Consider the following 18,141-nt stretch of genomic DNA (forward strand, 5'->3'; position numbering starts at 1 on the left):
TAGTATTAAATGGTTGCTTTAATTGGTTTTAAAGTACCATACCTGACCTATGGTTTCTCCTCCTTTATTGTCTTTTACCACAACTCTCCAATAATAATTTGTGGCAGCTTGCAACGGGTTTACCCCTAAAGAAGTTGATGCCAAATTGTCCCCTACTTTTGCGATAGGGGGATTTGCGGTTCCAAGATAAACATCGTAGGTAAGAACATTATTGGTATCAACATCCGTTGCTGTCCATTTCAAGATTGCTGTTGCCGGATTAATAAAAGAATTAATTTCCGGCTGAACCAATTGGGGTAAAAATGGCAGATAGTTTGCCACCGCCACCGCCTCGGTATAAAAACTATAGGTCGCTGAATAATTACTGGAGGCGTTTTTATTGTCGGTTGCCTTTACCCTCCAATAATAAGCTGTTCCTTTATTTAAAGTTATTGTTTGCCCAATTGCAGCGCCTTCGGCCGTTTTTACAACTTGTGTAAATTGATTGTCGGTCGCAATTTGTATCTGATAGCTAATCGGATTATTTTCAGCATCTGTCGAGGCACCCCATTCCAAACTGACGACATTGTCAATACAAAGTGTAGCGTTCGCTGGGGATACCAATGCCGGAACACTCGGTGCCGTATTTTGGGGCTCCGGTGTAGGAGATGAATCATTACCACTACAGGATAGCAATAAGAAACCAATAAAAAGGGAATAGATAATTTTTCTCATGATTTATCTTTTTATGATTGTTAAACTGACCGGATTTTCTAAACACACTTTCAGTACATAAACCCCTGCCGATTCTTTCTCTAAATGGAGCTGTACTTTTTGGTTCTGTACAGGGTAAGTTCCTTTGGAGACCAATTGTCCGCTCAAAGAATACAACCCAATAGTGACCTCTTTATCGGAAGTTGGCACTGCGATTTCAAATAGGCCATGTGTGGGATTCGGATAGCCTACAATACTCCCTAAATCGCCGACAATGCTTTTGGTATAAACTCCTTCACAGGGCTTAGCCGACTTTACTTCCAACAAATCCCCTTTTTGTACTTGGACTGTAAAATTTGCCGAATCGGTTTCAAATTGCGGGCTGCCATTAAGAAAAACTTGATAAGGAAGCGTCCCTTCGGTAATCTCTACTGTAAGCTTATCGGAAGAAAATGTTGATTTCCCGTTTAAAGTAGTGCCTTTATTGATGGTCACGGTAAAGCATTGCTCAAAAGTTTTCCCGTCAATGGTTATACAAACCGGATAGCTTCCTGAAGCCAAATTTGGAACGGTCAGGCTATTTGTAAAATTGTAATTTGCCCCATTAATATGGGCAACATAATTATAAGTCTGGGCGGCTGTAATGATTATTTCACCATTGTTTTTGTTGACGCAAGTTTCCGATTTAGATTCAACAGTAAAATTATCCGAGGGCAATGCAAATGGAACATTTGCTGAGAAAGCAGGTTTGTTGCCATAAATCCTGAATTGACCGGCTGGAATTGCAATAGGGGCATTTACATTGGTTACATTCAATGTTGTGTTATCCATAAGATTGAACCATTCTCCGGCATAAGGAAATCCAGTGGCTACATTTTGGGTTGTTACATCAAAATTGGCGATTATCAAAACCTGTTTCAACGTATTATCGGGCAGGGAAGCATTGGTGATTTTGATGTTTTGGGATAATGAACTTGAATTTGTCATAGTTACCGTGCCCGAGAACACCGCTTCTTCGGTCTTTAGCTTGATTATTTTGGCCCAATCAGCATAAATTTTATATCTGTTATCGTTATCCAACCAATTATTTATCCATTGATTTTGTGGTTTCGTATCCAATTTACAGTCGCCCGAACTAGCATCTGTTGGAGTGTTTACAATCCCGTTATTGCAGGTAAATATGGAGTCCTCATAACCTAATTCTCCAAAATGCCAAATCATTTTAGGCCCCGGAATCAATAAAGAAACGGCTCCAATTGCCGACATCCTGGATAATGCGGTATTTAGGGTTTTTACATTGTGGGAAGTATTGGTGCTGTTCCCGAATTGTAAATTTTTATACATCAAACGTTCCTCATCATGACTTTCTGCATAGCCCATTAATCTGTTTTTGGTAAACCCTCTGCTGCTGCTATTCATTCTTGCTATATTCGAAGTATAGCCCATTGAAAGGTTATTGTATTCATTGACCATTTTTCCCCACAGCATCACGCCTTTACTTGGCGTTTCATTGATTCTATAGTTCGCCCATTGTTGCTCTTCGGCATCGGTTCCTAAATGTTCGAAAATAGTATAATGCGTTGGGTCTAAACTCCAGGAATAATCGGCATAGGATTTTAATACGGCCACACGATCCGCCCGGTAACCATTGGTACAGGCTTCGTCATTTGCGGTACATTCCTGCGTAAAACCTTTGGTTAGATCCCAACGAAATCCATCAATTTTATACTCTTCAATCCAATGTTTGATTACGCGATGAACATAATATTGGGTTCTGGGTTGTTGATGATTAAAATCTTCCCCGACGCTATAGGAATGTTTCGCAACGGTATTAAAGTAAGGGTTTTCAGAGGAAGGGCTTCCCCAACCATCGCCATCAGGGTCATTCATCCACATTCGGCTCATAGGATTCCGTCCAAAAGCATGATTCAAAGCAACATCAAGAATTACTGCAATTCCGTTTTGATGGCATAAATCAATGAGCTCTTTTAATTTTTCCGAAGTCCCATAAAATTTATCCAAAGCCATGTGAAAGGAGGTGTTATACCCCCAACTTTCGTTGCCTTCAAATTCCATGACAGGCAGTAATTCGATAGCATTGATATGTAAATTTTTAAAATAATCTATGCGATTAATGACATCTTGAAAATTTTTGTGCGCATCAAAATCCCGAACCAGCAATTCATAAACCACCAATTTTTCCTTTTCAGGTTTCACAAAATTAGTTGTTGCAGCACTCCAAGAGTAAGCTGTCTGCCCAGTTTGCAGAACAGTCACTTCTCTTTCTTGCCCAACGGGAGATACCGGGAGATTAGGATAATTAGCCGCAGGGATACCTGGGTCATCAAAAGGCGATAAAACCAAAGTCGAATACGGATCAGCTGTTTTCACTAAAGCTGGCGAACCCACAAGTGGCGTTGCGTCTACAACCCAATATTGATACGTATTGTTCACACTCGATGTTAAACCCGTAAGTTCTAACCAAAATTTTCCGGTTGCAGGATCTTTCTTCATGGCATAGTTTGCATCTGGTTGCCAGTTATTGAAACTTCCTGCTACATAAACAAAATCTTTTCCGGGTGCATCAAGAACCAAAGTCGCTCTTGTTGCATCAGCCAAATTATAATTTATTCCATCCTCGACCCCTACCGGTAAAGCCTGAGAAATTACTCCCGAATTTACAATTGCGGTGAATTTTTTTGTGAGTGTTGTAGTCCCTTGTGTTACTTCCAATTCGTAGCTTTGATTAGCCGTGATATTAGTATGATTAAAAGAATATGTAGATATACTTGAAGCACTATTAATACTAACTCCGTTAGATTTCAAATTATAGCTGGCATTTCCATTGGTATTGGCAGCTTGTATATTCAAACTCCCTCCAGAACTGATTATTGTCGAACTATTTGCTGCCGGAGAAGTCAATGTTACTTGAAACAATCCAACATTAAAAATAAAGTCAGAACAACTGGGAGCGAGTTTCAATGTTTGTGTGCCATCTGCGTTTCTGAATACCATTCCCAGCTTGGTTACATTTGCTTGTTGAGTTGCATTCAATCCAAAATAAGTGCTGGGCGTAATAGTTTTACTCCAAGTACCGTTTCCGTTGTTTGTCATTAAACCAACACCATCATCTGTTCCCCAATTCCCGACAGCTGCAATCCCAAAAGCATTTGTATCATCTCCTACGCCCGCATGCATATATACTTTTGCAGGACTTGTTCCCATAGTATTACAAGTTGCACTCGCAAATGAAACCGTAATCGTAATTTGGTCTGTCGCATTAAACGCAGAAGGCGTAATGGTTATTTGTGAATAAGTAAAAAGAGACAAAAAGCCGACCAATAAACTAAATAAATATTTTTTTTTCATGATAAAAAATATAAAGGTAAAAAAGGCTACCAAATCTAGTAGCCTTTTTAGTTAATTGCATTTTACTAAAGTTTAGTAATAGTATACGTTTTTGCAGTAAAATCTACCACAATTTTATAATCACCCTCAGCAGCAACTGGAACATCAGACCCACCAGCTTCTAAAGTACCATTATTACCATCGTCACCATAATTTACATCCCAAGAATCATTTAATCTAAATTTGAAATGTGCTGCTGTCAAATGGATTGTAATTGAATATTTCTGTGTAGCTAAATCATAATCCAAATTAGTATCAGATCCCCAACCTGTTGGTGTTGCGTCACCAATGATACCCCAGTTTGGCCAAGATGGAAATGGTGTAACAACAATTCCAACTATATTAGAATACATTGGAACTAAAGCTCCAGCACTAGCTTTTACTCTTACTTCAAATTCACCCGGTGCAAAAGGAGTTGCTTTTAATGACAATGCAGCATTGTTTAATTGTTCTATAGTTACAGAAACTTGATTCTCAGAAATTACTGACCCTATAGATTGTGGAGTTTTAAATTCATTTCCTTTTTTATCTATTTCTACGGCATACGTAACTTGTACATCCCCACCGTAGTTTGCCGATTTCCATGTGAAACGTTCTGCTTGTGCAGTTGCAGTTGCAGCTGTTAGTACATAAGCTGCACCAGTTGAAGGAGCAGTTAATACTGGAGAGTCAACTCCTTCGATAACAGGTCTGTTTTGTACATCCTCTACGCTGCAAGACAAGGCAACTACCGCAAATAAAGCAATTATTGATTTAGTTATATTTTTCATTTTTATTAATTTTTTAAATTATTAGTATCCAGGATTTTGTTGTAATTTATTGTTTGAGGCTAAAGCTGTAGCAGGAATAGGAAATAAATCTCTGTACGATTGTGTTGGAGATCCGCCTGCTACTCCACCTTTCCAAGGCCATAAATAACTACCCCCAGAGAATTTTCCAAAACGAATTAAATCCGTTCTTCTGTGTCCTTCCCAGTGTAATTCTCTAGCTCTTTCGTCAAGAATAAAATTTAAAGTTAAATCTCCTTGACTTACTGCAGCACCTTTTGCTCTTGTTCGTAATGCATTAACATAAGTAGTAGCTGTTGCTATACTTCCGCCTGCGCCTCTTACAGCACATTCCGCATACATTAAATATGCATCTGCCAAACGAAAAATTGGAAAATCAGCATCTGAGAAATTACCTGCTTTATCTGAACCTTGAACACCGTTTTTATCTACGTTTCTAAATTTTTGAATCGCATACCCATCTGTGAAAGAACCAATGTTTTTAATTTCTTTGGTTTGACCAGCTGTATAAAATTGTCCACGTGTATCTGTAGTGTTCGCATCAAATTTATCAACAAATGCAGCAGTCGTTCTAATACCAGCCCATCCACCATTGATTCCAAATTCGGCTGCCTTCATACTACCGCCTACTGGGGCGTGAGTTAAAAAAGTAGTTCCACCATACGTTTGTGTATGAAGACCGTCAAATGCTATTGCAAGAATAAATTCGTTTTGAGCACCATTTTTATCATTATCAGCCAAGAACAATTGATTGTAATTCGTGTGCAATGAATACGTTGAACCTATGATTTTTGTAATTAACGGAACAGCGGCAGCATAATGATCCGTACCAGTATATACTTTTGCATTCATGTACAATTTAGCTTGCAACATCCAAGCAGCAGCCTGATCCACACGATACGCCTCATTAGTTTTTGGTGCTTTCAATAATGGAGTAATCGCCGTTAATTCATCATCAACAAATTTGTACAACTCCGCTCTTGTAGCATACTCTGGATAGAAGAAAGTACTAGGAGAATCTTCAGTTACCAAAGAACCCCCACCAAACATATCGATTAAATGCCAATACGTCATTGCTCTTAAAAAACGGGCTTCTGCTCTGTAAGTTGCAATTTCTGCTTTCAAAGTAGCATCAATACCTCTTGCCGCTAATTTCTCATCCGTAGTTTGACGTAAAAATTCATTACAGTTTACAATTTGGAAAGAGTAACGTGCAAAAACAGCCGTTATAAAACGATCTAAAGAAGTCCAGGTTTGTGAGTGAAGATCTTTTATTGTTCCGTCATTCCAACCAATAAGCGCCTCATCAGTAGTCAATTCCTGTAACAACCAATATCCTCTAACATACTGACTTTCTCCTTCATCTATTCCAGAAATATCTGGAGAACCAGCGGCAGTTTGACCAGAGGTAGCAAATCCCGCATATAATTTAGCTAAATTCTGTTTATAGGATTCTGGTGTGCTAAAAAATTCATCTCCAGGGATCGCATTAGTGCTTTCAGGAGCTTGGTTTAAATCATTGGTACATGATGGAAATATAAGCACCAACAGTAACAAAGTAATACCCAATAATCTTATTTGTGTCTTTTTCATTTTTCTTGTTATTTGTATTAGAAATTAACGTTTAAACCTAACGTGAAAGTAATTGGTCTTGGATATAAATTATTATCTATACCTCCAGAAATCTCTGGATCTAATCCACTGTAATTAGTAATCAACAAAACATTTTGAGCCGCTAAGGTTAATTTAACTAATGAAGTAGAATTAGGTTTTTGATTAAAAGTATATCCTACGCTAACATTATCCAATCTAATAAAAGCTGCATCTTGAATGTAATAATCCGATTCGTATCTTTTAGTGTCTTGAGTAGTAAACCCTGTTTCTAAGATATTAGCAACTCCATTTGATAAATCCGTTTCTCTTAATAATATGTTTTGATAAGAACCTTTGCTTGAATCAACATTATTGTAATTATAGTTACCCCAAGATCCTCTCCAGTTCATTCCAAAATCAAAATTTTTGTAAGTTACACTTGTATTGAAACCGTAAAATACATCAGCCGCTGGCTTGTGAAAACGGTATTTGTCTTGTTCCGTAATGATTCCGTCTTTGTTTCTGTCAATATATACACCATCAATTGGTTTCCCATCAGCTCCATAAGCTTGCTCATATACATAAAACGAACTTGGCGCATACCCAACTTGATGATTTTGAATCGTGTTTCCTGTAGCTCCTTCATAACCTCCTACATTAATACCTGGCGTATTTGGCAAAGTAGTAGTTAACTTAGTAATTTTAGAATCTTGAAAAGTAACGTTTCCACCTATTCTCCATTCTAAATCATCCGTACGAACTGGAATAACTTCACCTGATAGTTCAATACCTTTATTTTCTATAGTTCCTACATTATAATTGTCATAATTAGAGAATCCAAAGAAAGATGGGTTTTGAGTGTACAATAATAAATCCTTAGTGGTTCTTTTATATAAATCAACAGTACCATTAATTCTATTATTAAAAAAACCATAATCAAGACCTGCATTGAGAGTAGTAGTCTCTTCCCATTTCAAATTACTGTTATAGGGTTGTGGTCTGAATGTATTGTAAAATGTATTGCCAAATTGGTATTGTGCTTGACTATTAGACACTAAATACAAAGGAATAGATGGGTAACTCACTCCAATATCTTGTTGTCCAGTTACACCCCAACCTCCTCTGAGTTTTAAGGTAGAGACACTAGACACATCTTTTAAGAAACTTTCTTCATTTAATTTCCAAGCTACAGCAACTGCAGGGAAATTTGCCCAACGATTTGACTCTGTAAACCTAGAAGTACCGTCGCGTCTGTAAGACAAAGTCAATAAGTATTTATCAGCAATGGTAATATTTGTTCTCGCAAAAAAGGATTGCAAGTTGACACGTGATGGAACCGGAACTCCAGGTGTTGAAATTTTATTTTCAAAATTATAAGAAGAACCGTCATTAATATCTCTAAAATCTTGGTACGAATAACCTCCAGTCAAATCAATTTGCGTATTAATTGATTCTACTTTTTTATTGTAGTTCAAATACAAATCCATCAATTTATTATTTCTTGAACCTGTATTTTCATATGAATTATTATATCCAGAACCTGAAAGTCCATTTAGATAATTAGCATCTGTATTCCCATAAGATCTTCCGCTTAAGTGATCGTAACCAAAATTAGCTACTGCTTTCAATTCTGGTAAGAAGTGCATTTTATATTCCGTTTGAATATTTCCAATACTTCGGCAAGAAGTTCCAAAATTATTCTGTTGATTTATAATCGATAATGGATTTCTACCTGCTAGTTGATTAATTTGCGTTGGCGTAGTATACCATTGAAAATAAGTTCCATCAGCATTTGTTACAACTTGAGTAGGATCAAAACTAATAGCAGAACCAATTGCACCACGATTACTGTAATTATTTTTAATTAAGGAAGTGTTATTATTCAATTCAATTTTCAAATGTTTGTCCAAGAAATTTCCAGTTACACCAACTCCAAGAGTCGTTCTCTGCATGTTATCTCTTTTCAAGATTCCATTTAAATTAGCATACCCAACAGAAGCCCTGTAAACTACATTATCAGCACCTCCACTTAAAGCGATATTGTGATCCGTACCGATAGCTGTTCTGTAAATCTCATTTTGCCAATCTGTGTCCGCAGCACCTACTAAAGCTTGTTGTGCTGGCGTACCATGAGCGGTAATAAAATCTCTAAATTGGACAGGTGTCAGAGCATCAACTTTTTTAGTGATTTCAGATACCTGTAGGTTCCCGTTATAACTCACTTGCATATCGCCTGCTTTACCTTTTTTGGTAGTAATAATAATTACCCCATTCGAAGCACGAGATCCATAGATAGCAGTCGCTGAAGCATCTTTTAATACCGAAATAGATTCGATATTATTCTGGTTGATTGTTGACAATGGGTTTCTTCCTCCATTGATACCACCAGCTGCAACCGGAACACCGTCAATTACATATAAAGGATCATTACTAGCAGACAATGAAGAACCACTCCTGATTCTTATTGTTGCACCTTCTCCTGGAGAACCACCTCCATTAATGATTTGCAAACCAGCAACTTTACCTTGAATCATTTGATCCGCAGAGGTAACTGGTCCTTTATTAAAATCTTTTGTTGTCAATACTGTTACTGCACCCGTTGCATCTTTTTTCTTTACCGTACCATAACCTACTTGTACGACTACCTCTTTCAATTCATTAGAGTCCCCAGTCAATACAATGCGAAGATTTTTCCCATTAGCTGGAACCTCTTTAGAAATAAATCCGATAAAAGAAACCATCAATACCGGAGAGTTAGCTGATGAAGGCAAAGTAAATGCACCATTTACATCTGTAATTGTGCCAATATTTGTCCCCTTAATTAAGACACTTGCTCCAATTAGCGGTTCTCCTTTTTGATCTACAACGAGACCGGAAATCTTGTTAGTTGCAGTTTGAGCAACTAGGCTTGGCATAATAAATAGCATGTTACATAATATTAGAATGTAATACATACTGTTTTTCATTTTGAGCATAATTTTTTTGTTTTTGGTTGTTAATAATTTTGGTTTTACAAAATCGATATACTCTTTAAAGTCATCGTTAAAAAACATTATTTCGATTTCGATAATGTAAAATTATATGGATTTAACACCCTCAATTTTAACAACAATAAAAATGTAGTTAAACGAGTGGTTTTTTTACCTTAAAATCCTTTAAAATCAAGTATTTGTGCATTATTTTGACTTTAAAAAAAGTAGTGAGTATGTAGTAAAAAAACTGGATCTCAGTTATTTTTAACCCTATTGACAAATAGTCAATTTAACAATCAAATAATTGTATTATTAACAATTATATATTACATGATTTACATAAATCATAATTTAAGTTACTAATAAATACACTATTAGAAAAATTTTTAATCGAAAAATTACTCCAAAAAAGGGCATCAAGAAACTATAAAATGAATGTGAACTTGGTTTTTAAAATAATTAAACTAAAAACCGATTATTTAAATAGCCTAATAGAAATAATAACGAATAGAAACGCTGCTGTTTCTCAACAGAAATATGCAAAACACAATTAATTTATATCCGTTAAATAAAACATAAAACCATAAAAAAAGCCCCTTAAATTGCTTTAAGGGACTTCACCATAATAATAAATACCATTTTGGTAACACATTAACTAACCAACCAAATGACCAAACTTTACTGAATTAATTACTATTAAAGTGTTTTATGAATTTCTAAAAAGAAATCTATTTAATTTCAATAACACTTACAGCATAACCGCCACCAGGAGCAGTAAACTGTGCTAATGTTGATTTGTTATTTACTTTTACTTTTCGAATACTATAAGCCTGCGGATTTGTTTTATAATGAGCATCCTTTGCGTCAGCATAAATAGTGGCTTCATATTTTTTACCCTTTTCAAGAAAATCAAATTTAATTGTTGAAATACGAGCTTTTTCGCCATTTACATTCCCAACAAACCAATTATTAGTTCCTTTGGCTTTTCTGGCAACACTAATGTATTCACCTGGTTCTGCCTCTAAATATTGGCTATCACTCCAGTCTACTGCAACATCCTTAATAAACTGAAAAGCATCTGCAAAACGATTGTAATGCTCCGGCAAATCGGCAGCCATTTGTAAAGGACTATACATGGTTACATACAATGCCAATTGGTTTGCCAAAGTACTGTTTAAATGTGAAGTGTTACTTGGGTTAATCTTACTGATATCCATTTCAAAAATACCTGGCGTATAATCCATTGGCCCTCCAATCAAACGGGTGAATGGTAAAATAGTAACATGATTTGGTTTCGACCCTCCAAAAGCCTGATATTCGGTTCCTCTTGCGGCTTCATTACCAATCAAATTCGGATACGTTCTACAAATTCCCGTAGGACGAATCGCTTCGTGCGCATTGACCATAATTTTGTAATCGGCTGCTTTTTCAATAGCATATTGATAATGGTTTACAGTCCATTGATTATAGTGATTCTCACCACGTGGAAGAATAGGCCCTACATAACCACTTTTTACAGCATCATAACCATTGTCTTTCATAAACTGATACGCTTTATCCATGTGGCGCTCATAATTTCGAGTAGAACCTGAAGTTTCATGGTGCATAATCATTTTTATTCCTTTTGATTTTGCATATTCATGAATTCCTTTTACATCAAAATCGGGATAAGGAGTTACAAAATCAAAAACATAATCTTTTGAATTTCCAAACCAATCTTCCCAACCTTCATTCCAACCTTCTACTAAAACAGCATCAAATCCATTGGTCGCTGCAAAATCAATGTATTTTTTCACATTAGCAGTATTCGCTCCATGTTTACCATTTGGCTTCGCTTTAGAATAATCAGTTACTCCTAATTCTACCGTTGGAAATTCATCGGTATAAGCCCAAGTACTTTTACCTGTAATCATTTCCCACCAAACACCAACATATTTAACCGGTTTTATCCAGGAAGTGTCTTCAATTTTACATGGCTCATTTAAATTTAAGGTCATTTTTGAAGCCAAAATTTCTCTGGCATCATCACTAACCATAATGGTTCGCCAAGGAGAATAACAAGGAGCTTGCATATAGCCTTTATCTCCATTAGCATCAGGAGTCAACCAAGATTCAAAAACCATGTTTTTATCATCTAAATTCAAGTGCATACAAGAATAGTTGATTAGAGCCGCTTCATGCAAATTGATATACAATCCATCTGCGGTTTTCATCATCAAAGAAGTTTGTACACCTGTTAAAGAAAAAGATTTTTGAGATACATTTTCAGTAGTTGCTTTTTTAGTCAAGCCTCTAATTTCAGATAATTTTGAAGTAGTGTAGTCGTATTCCTGAGTGTCATAATCCCCCGGAATCCAAAAAGCAGTATGATCTCCTGCCATAGCAAATTGTGTGCGCTCTTCTTCAATTACAAAATAAGTGAGGTTTTTTTGTGATGGGAATTCATAACGAAATCCAAGACCATCATCAAACAAACGAAAACGAATGATTAATTGCCTTTCGGTAACTTTTTGATTTAAGGTTACCACTAATTCGTTATAATGATTACGAATAGAGGCTACTTCGCCCCATACCGGTTTCCAAATTTCATCAAAAGTACTGGTCTTTGAATCTGTAATTGTAAAATCATTCAGTAATGATTTCGCATCATTTTTTAATTCTAATCCTAATTTACTTGGTTTTACAACAACTTTTCCTTTGTAATTCAAACTGTAAATTGGTGTTCCATCACTTTGCAAAGAAAACTCCATTTGGAATTTTTGATTGGGCGATTTTAACTGTTGTGCAATAGTTGTATTAACTAATGCAATAAAGAGCAGAGTTAATAAATAGAAATTCTTCATTTGGTTATATTAATAGATTAATAAATTGCTTATAAAAGCATTCGATAACCAAATTTATATTGATTTTATCCGACTAATTTTTATTGATAAAAAATGGTAGTCAAAAACAATACAAAAACAACACAAAAACAACTCAATTACTTGATTTACAATAAATTATAGCATTTTTTAAAAATCAAAAAAGTAGTAAATCTGTAGTTTAAAAATCAACATCTATCCTCAAAAAGAGAATAGATACTAGCAGCAAAAAAAGTAAATTACTTATTTATTGATCCTATCCGCATCACATTTGCCTCAAACTCATCACGAGGTCCTAAAGCTTTATTTCTTAATTTAGTTCTGTAATTGTAAATTGTAGATAGAGAATAGCGTAAAAATTCCGCTATTTTCACACTGTCAGATATTCCTAAACGAATCAAAGCAAAAATTCGCAACTCGGTATTCATTAACTCTCCTTGTTTCAATTTAATGTCCTCATTATCTGTCAACAAATTATTGAAATCTTCAATAAAGTTAGGAAAAAGTAACAAGAAAGTCTGATCAAAATTATGATAAAAATCTTTTAGTTCTTCTTCAATAAATTCTTTTGACTTAATCATTTTTACCAATTCGGTAGTTTTTCCACTTGTTACAATTACATTCAATTTTCGTCGGTATTCATCTAATTTTCTGATATAAACAGAACACTGATCCATGTATCGACCTATGTATATTTCTTTTACAAGATTAGCTTCTTTCAGCGTATTATTGGTTTCATTCAGCTTTTCGTTAAACAGATGTAATTCATTATTAAGCGTGATTAATTGAGAGTTTGTTGAGCTAATTTCCTGTTTAGCTTTAGATAATTTTTTCATTTGTTTGAACAACAAAAACAAAACAACCATCAAAAACAGCGATAAAATACTAGCGCTAACTAAAAACATAACTAACTGTTTGCGATTAGTATCATTTTGTTTTTGATAAGCCTCGTTAATGATAGGCATCATCTTTGAAATTTCGAATGTTCTTAAACGGGCATTGCAAAAAAGCGCATCTTCAAGAGTACGTTTCATATATTTATAGGCACGATCGATATCACCTTCTTCATACATAATATAAGCCAGAGAACGGAGTGAAATGTATTCTTTTTTTTCTAATTGCAAATCAGATAAAGCCGACAAAATCAACCATTTTTTTTCTTGTTCATACTCTTTCTTGTGTTGATACGCTTGCGAAATAATATAAGCAACTACTGCTTTATCAGGATTATTTTTATCAATTTTAGAAAAATAATCACTTAATAAACGAATAGTTTCGTCGTATTTTTTATTCTCAAAAAGCTTGTTGGAATGATGAATTATAAATGGTTCTGATTTTTCAGGATAAAAATGATAACTCGAATCTCTATATTGTTGCGTTAATTTTAAGTAATCATTTTTTTCTTGTGAGGTTGCCGCAAAATCAGACATGGAGAGATAAAGCGTGCTACATGCTCCAAAATAAGCACCTTTAATTTCAGGTGTCGATTTGATATTAATTTTATTTAAGATATCAGTTGCTTCCTTATACATCCCTAAAGTTCCCATGGTGGAAGCTAGGTTTAATTTGGAGGTATTTATTTTTGCTAAATCTTTTAATTCAGTTGCAATTTTCATACTTTTTCTCGCATAATTTAAAGCCGAATCCGATTGATAAAATTTATATTCTCCATATAATTTTTCATAAATCTCATATTTCTGAACATTTATAGCCGTTAATTTCAGCAGACTGCGGAGTTTATTTATTTCGGTTTCTTTCTTATTATGATAAAATTCACTTTTATCTATAGTGGAATCCAATTCATTCAATAACGAATCTATTTCAACTTGAGAAAAAAGAAATAATGGAAAAAAAACAACAAGGATTGAAGTCCAAAATTTAAGCATTGTAAAGTTTTTAGTTTAATGTTAAGTTAAAACTAATTTATCAAACATTCCATATTTAAGTACTTTTTTTTAAACCCTGAAAAATCCTTATTTGATAAAATAATCTTAATTTGTATTCTCTATTTTTATTATCTAAAAAGATACGAAACCGCTACAGAACCATAAAAATAGCCTATATTTCTATCTGATTTTAATTCTTTTCCTCTGTAAACAAATGCGTAAGAAAGATTCAGATTGTTTATTCGATATCTCAAACCTGCTTCTCCATTAAAGCGAAAAGGTGTAATATCAAAAGTCACAGGACTATTATCATTAAAAAGACTTCCTTGTATAGTGGCATCATAGATTTGATAATTAAAAGAAGGTGTCATATAAAAGTAAAACTCACTCTCTAATGGGCTCACATCTGCTTTTAATGAACCACCGTAAGAATTGGAATCCGAAAGAAGAACTAATCTTTTTATCCCAATTCTGGTAACAAAACCTGTTGACAAAGAAGTAAATATCGTTCCTAATTTCACTTCCGATTGCCATTGAAAATCGATTCTTCGGCTCTTTATTCCGCTAAAAAAAGGTTTAGCAAACATTGCATAAGTTTGCAATCCCAAGGTATTTTTAATTTGGTAATCCCATTCTTCAAAAGCCTTATAATGAAACAAACGGTGCGTCTCCGATTGCACTTCGTTCGCAAAAGAATTAGGGCCGACATAACCTATTTGGACATACTTTTTTAAAACAGCCTGATTCGTATAAAAATTAGTATTTCCAAATTCGCCAAAAAGATAACCCGCAAATGGTCTGTCGAACATTTCTTCCTGATTCTTATAAATACTGCGAGGACTATATATGTACTGCCCTAATCGGATCTGATTTATTTTTTTTACAAGCTGTGGTTTATTTTTCTTAGACAAATAGCGGTAAAAAACTTCTAAACCATTGGTGTAATATTGATCGTTTTTAGATGAAGTATACAAATCATTATCGGTAACAATCCCTATTTCAACACTGGAATTCTGACTCGATAGAGTAACTGAAAACAACAGCAACAAATAGACAAAAAGTACTGTTTTTGACTGCATCTAATACTCAATTTTCCCAATTGTACGCATGACACGCATAATTTTATCTTTTCTTCGATTAACAGAAGAAGATGAACTGGTTGCCGTATATTTTCTAGGATTAGGTAAAATAGCTGCAATTCCGGCTGCTTGTTTTTTAGTTAAATTGGCTGCATCTTTTCGATACCAATGTTCTGCTGCTGCTTGCGCTCCATAGACTCCATCACCCATTTCGATACTATTGAGATAGACTTCCATAATGCGTTCTTTTCCCCAAATCAACTCAATCAAAACCGTAAAATAAGCCTCTAAACCTTTCCTAATGTAACTTCGACCCTGCCACAAAAAAACATTTTTAGCCGTTTGCTGCGAAATAGTACTTCCTCCTTTTATTCTTCGGCCTCTTTCGTTGTTTTTATAGGCTTTTTGCATGGCTCTAAAATCAAAACCATTATGCGTTAAAAACAAACCGTCTTCACTGGCGATAACCGCTTTTTGTAAATTAACCGAAATATTGTCTAAAGGTTCCCAATCATGACTAAAATAAACCGCTTTACCAGCCGCTTTATTTTCTATAGCACGAATAATCATCAAAGGGGTAAATGGAATTGGAACAAATTTAAAAAAGACTACTGAAAACAAAGAAAGCCCAATAAACCACAAAATCATTTTAAATAGAATTATCCTCAATTGAGCTATAAAACCATGAGATTGTTTTTTTACGGGTCTTTTGTTTGCTGAATTTGAAGTAATTTTTGTTGCCATTCTTTGTATGCTCTTTATGCTATTTTTAAAAGATTTTAAAAACTCTAACACTTATAATCTATTAGAATTTTATAGGAAGTAAAAATACTTTTTTTAATTATTCATCCAATGAATTTATTCTTATTTCTAAATCGTTTAAAATTCTGCTTTCTCTTATATCATTTTTATCCTTGAAAGAAGAGAAATAAGCAATTTTAAATTAACTATTTTTATACTCCTAAAACAATAGTAGCCTTAAAGACAATGACTCAAAATAAAATGACAGCCGATTTGCTATGGCAATTAGGTCGAATAACAGCACTGGGATTATCCAATGACAAAAAAAATATTGTTTACAAAGTAAATACACCTTCGATTGAAGAGAACAAACAGAATACTAAATTTTATTTTATTCCAATAGACGGCGGAAACCCATCCGAAATTGAAAACACCGATAGTATTTTAACCAATAAAAAACTATCGCCCGATGGCAAATACCTGCTTTCCCATCAAGAAGTGAAATTGCAGAACGTTTTAGGCGAAGATTTCTATCCTGAACTTGAAAAAGCCGAAGTACAAATCTATGATTCCTTAAATTACCGTCACTGGGACAAATGGAACGAAGGCAAATTTAACCATGTTTTTTATAAAGAGAATAAAGATGATGCTCCGCAAACGGACATTATGGAAAATGAACTTTTTGATTGTCCGCAGAAACCTTTTGGAGCTGATGAAGATTACATTTGGTCACCAGACAGCAAGAGTATTCTTTATGTATCCAAGAAAAAATTTGGGACTGAATATGCCATTTCTACCAATAGCAATATTTTTCAGTACGAATTAGAAACTGCAAAAACCACTAATCTTACCGAAGAAAATGTGGGTTATGATGTTGCTCCACAATTTTCAAATTCGGGAATTTTGGCTTGGTTGCAAATGCAACACGACGGTTATGAAGCCGACAAAAACGACATTATTGTTCTTTTCCAAGGAATAAAGTTTAACCTAACTGCCCATTGGGACGGAACTGTGGATAGTTTTCTTTGGAGTGAAGACAGCCAAAAAATATATTTTATCGCACCAATTGATGGCACCAAACAGCTATTTGAAGTTCATTTTCCCGGACTTACAAAGATGCAGCCTCTGGTACAACAAATTACAAATGGCTATTTTGATATTACAAATTTGATTGGTTTTAATGATACAAAAATCATAGTAACAAGAGAAGATACTAACCATGCTGCAGAAATTTTTTCTTATGATTTAGTTGAAAAACATTGGCAACAATTAACCAATATCAATTCTGAAATCTATCAATCTTTAGCTTTAAGCAACGCCGAAAAAAGATATGTAACCACCACCGATGGCAAAAAAATGCTGGTTTGGGTTATTTTTCCACCTAATTTTGATTCTTCAAAAAAATACCCCACCTTATTATACTGCCAAGGTGGTCCACAAAGTGCATTGAGTCAGTTTTATTCTTATAGATGGAATTTCCAATTAATGGCTGCCAATGATTACATTATTGTAGCACCTAATCGTCGTGGAATGCCAGGTCATGGAGTGGAATGGAACGAACAAATCAGCAAAGATTGGGGCGGACAAGTGATGGACGATTATCTTTCTGCTATTGATAATATATCTCAGGAAAGTTATGTAGACACCAATCGTTTGGGCTGTATTGGCGCTAGCTATGGCGGTTATTCGGTGTATTATTTAGCTGGAATTCACAATAATCGTTTTAAAACTTTTATTGCACATGATGGTGTTTTCAACACACAAAGTATGTTTGGAACTACCGAAGAAGTGTTTTTCAACAACTGGGATTTTGGCGGTGGGTATTGGGAAAAAGACAATGCCGTTGCGCAAAAAGCATATACTCAATTCAACCCGATGAATTTTGTAGAAAAGTGGAATACCCCCATCTTAATTATCCAAGGTGGAAAAGATTTTCGGGTACCCATCGGTCAGGCACAAGAAGCTTTTCAAGCGGCTCAACTGCGCGGAATTAAAAGTCGTTTTCTCTATTTTCCAGAAGAAAATCATTGGGTATTGCAAGCTCAAAATGCACAAGTATGGCAAAGAGAGTTTTTTAAATGGTTGAAGGAAACGGTATAATCCCAAACCAAATAGAAACA

General features: G+C 34.8%; 10 protein-coding genes. 1 reads left to right on the forward strand and 9 read right to left on the reverse strand.

Annotated elements, in window-relative coordinates; all coding sequences use genetic code 11:
• Positions 1-18 precede the first annotated feature (18 nt).
• The 9 genes from GTZ96_RS03185 to mtgA form a co-directional block, all read right to left on the reverse strand.
• The gene (locus GTZ96_RS03185) at positions 19-714 is read right to left on the reverse strand and encodes a glycoside hydrolase family 78 protein (RefSeq protein ID WP_161641137.1); all 696 of its coding nucleotides are present in this window, start codon (positions 712-714) and stop codon (positions 19-21) included.
• A gap of 3 nt (positions 715-717) precedes the next feature.
• Positions 718-4,062, reverse strand: coding sequence for an alpha-amylase family glycosyl hydrolase (locus GTZ96_RS03190; RefSeq protein ID WP_161641138.1), 3,345 nt, complete (start codon positions 4,060-4,062; stop codon positions 718-720).
• A 65-nt stretch (positions 4,063-4,127) separates the two neighbouring features.
• Complete coding sequence (locus GTZ96_RS03195) at positions 4,128-4,871, reverse strand: SusE domain-containing protein (RefSeq protein ID WP_161641139.1); 744 nt, start codon at positions 4,869-4,871, stop codon at positions 4,128-4,130.
• Positions 4,872-4,892: 21 nt separating this feature from the next.
• Positions 4,893-6,482: a RagB/SusD family nutrient uptake outer membrane protein gene (locus GTZ96_RS03200; RefSeq protein ID WP_161641140.1), complete on the reverse strand. Its 1,590-nt coding sequence runs from the start codon at positions 6,480-6,482 to the stop codon at positions 4,893-4,895.
• A 17-nt stretch (positions 6,483-6,499) separates the two neighbouring features.
• Complete coding sequence (locus GTZ96_RS03205) at positions 6,500-9,457, reverse strand: SusC/RagA family TonB-linked outer membrane protein (RefSeq protein ID WP_235972834.1); 2,958 nt, start codon at positions 9,455-9,457, stop codon at positions 6,500-6,502.
• Positions 9,458-10,182: 725 nt separating this feature from the next.
• The gene (locus GTZ96_RS03210; RefSeq protein ID WP_161641141.1) at positions 10,183-12,297 is read right to left on the reverse strand and encodes a glycoside hydrolase family 97 protein; all 2,115 of its coding nucleotides are present in this window, start codon (positions 12,295-12,297) and stop codon (positions 10,183-10,185) included.
• A 257-nt stretch (positions 12,298-12,554) separates the two neighbouring features.
• Positions 12,555-14,201 carry a DUF6377 domain-containing protein gene (locus GTZ96_RS03215; protein WP_161641142.1) on the reverse strand — a complete coding sequence of 549 codons (1,647 nt, stop codon included), beginning with the start codon at positions 14,199-14,201 and terminating at the stop codon, positions 12,555-12,557.
• 128 nt (positions 14,202-14,329) lie between these two features.
• Positions 14,330-15,280, reverse strand: coding sequence for a lipid A deacylase LpxR family protein (locus GTZ96_RS03220; RefSeq protein ID WP_161641143.1), 951 nt, complete (start codon positions 15,278-15,280; stop codon positions 14,330-14,332).
• Positions 15,281-16,024 carry a monofunctional biosynthetic peptidoglycan transglycosylase gene (mtgA, locus tag GTZ96_RS03225; protein ID WP_161641144.1) on the reverse strand — a complete coding sequence of 248 codons (744 nt, stop codon included), beginning with the start codon at positions 16,022-16,024 and terminating at the stop codon, positions 15,281-15,283. It abuts the gene before it with no gap.
• 243 nt (positions 16,025-16,267) lie between these two features.
• Here mtgA and GTZ96_RS03230 point away from each other — a divergent pair, with 243 nt between their 5' ends.
• The gene (locus GTZ96_RS03230; protein WP_161641145.1) at positions 16,268-18,121 is read left to right on the forward strand and encodes a S9 family peptidase; all 1,854 of its coding nucleotides are present in this window, start codon (positions 16,268-16,270) and stop codon (positions 18,119-18,121) included.
• Positions 18,122-18,141 lie beyond the last annotated feature (20 nt).

It is taken from the genome of Flavobacterium undicola, assembly GCF_009909155.2.
Classification (GTDB): domain Bacteria; phylum Bacteroidota; class Bacteroidia; order Flavobacteriales; family Flavobacteriaceae; genus Flavobacterium; species Flavobacterium undicola.